The organism is Treponema sp. R80B11-R83G3, from assembly GCF_054786115.1.
Genome location: NZ_BDHF01000232.1, coordinates 1 through 1,249 on the forward strand (window position 1 = coordinate 1; position 1,249 = coordinate 1,249).

1 pseudogene is annotated in these 1,249 nt (G+C 44.1%); it reads left to right on the plus strand.

The features are described 5' to 3' along the window. Positions 1-196: 196 nt before the first annotated feature. Positions 197-1,249: pseudogene (locus ACYVRH_RS12905) on the plus strand (hypothetical protein); the annotation flags it as partial.

Below are 1,249 nucleotides of genomic sequence, written 5' to 3' on the forward strand. Positions count from 1 at the left end.
TTCCAACCTGTTTTGTGTCGTTGGCAGGCTGTTGTTTTATGATTGGATATTTAACTGACGCGTCCGCGCTCTCTACGGTAACTACAATAAGATTGCTGGGGAACTATAGTTTGGAAAAAATCACACGTTGTGTGATTATGGTAGAAAAATTTTTAACTTGCTGTAACTTACATATGTGAAAATAGGAGAAATTTGTATGAAAGTACGGAAATTTACAAGAATAGGAATAATAACCTTTACGCTTATATGCGCTCTTGTTATGTTTTTTTTCACAACTTGCGATGTAGAAGGCGCAAAAGTTGAGGTAGTTGACGCGGCAATTCCGGTATTTGACGATGAGCCGCTCGGCAAGTCTATTGAACCGGGTGATACTGTTCATTTAGTTGCTGTCGCGACTGCGCCGGACAACGGCTTTATAACCTATCAATGGTTTTCTCTGGCTGCGGAATATGATGAGCCTGTCGGAGAGGCTATAACTGAAAAAGATGAATGGTCCTCCTCCATCGATGTACCTCTGGTTGATGAGGGAATATACCTTTATTATGTTGAAGTTACCAATACCAATAATAAAGTAAACGGTAAGAAAACAGCTACCCTTACCAGCAATCTTATTGTAGTTACCGTAGAGAGCGCGGACGCGTCAGTTAAATATCCAATCATAAAACAACAGCCTGCCAACGACACAAAACAGGTTGGAAATGTAGACCTTATAATTGAAGCGGGACAAGCGGACGGCGATACGGGGACTTTATCCTATCAATGGTACTCGGTCAACAGTATGGGGAATAAAGACGGAGCGCGGGTAGACGGGGCCACTGACGCGACCAGTACCATAAATCTCGCGGCCCCCGGTGATTACAACTATTATTGCGTTGTTACCAGTACGGCGGGCGACGTTTCAAAATCCATAACCAGCCAAACGGCGACCATAACCGTAATTGCCGAACTTAACCCCAACGCGACTGTAGTTCTAAGCAGTAGAAAAAAACAGTATGTGCGCGGTTACGGCGGCATGGGTTCCAACAGTTTCCAAACGGCGTTGAACCAAAAACTTAAACTCAATGATTATGAAATAATGTTCAATCCCGATAAGGGGCTGGGGTTGAATATGCTGCGGATTATGATAATGCCCGAAAACCCCACGGATAACACGAATCCCGCGCTGACCAATAAATACTATGTTGAGCAGGGCGACGAGCCTACGTACTACGAAGGGGTAAAGATCGTCAATAAATACGGCGGTTATGTG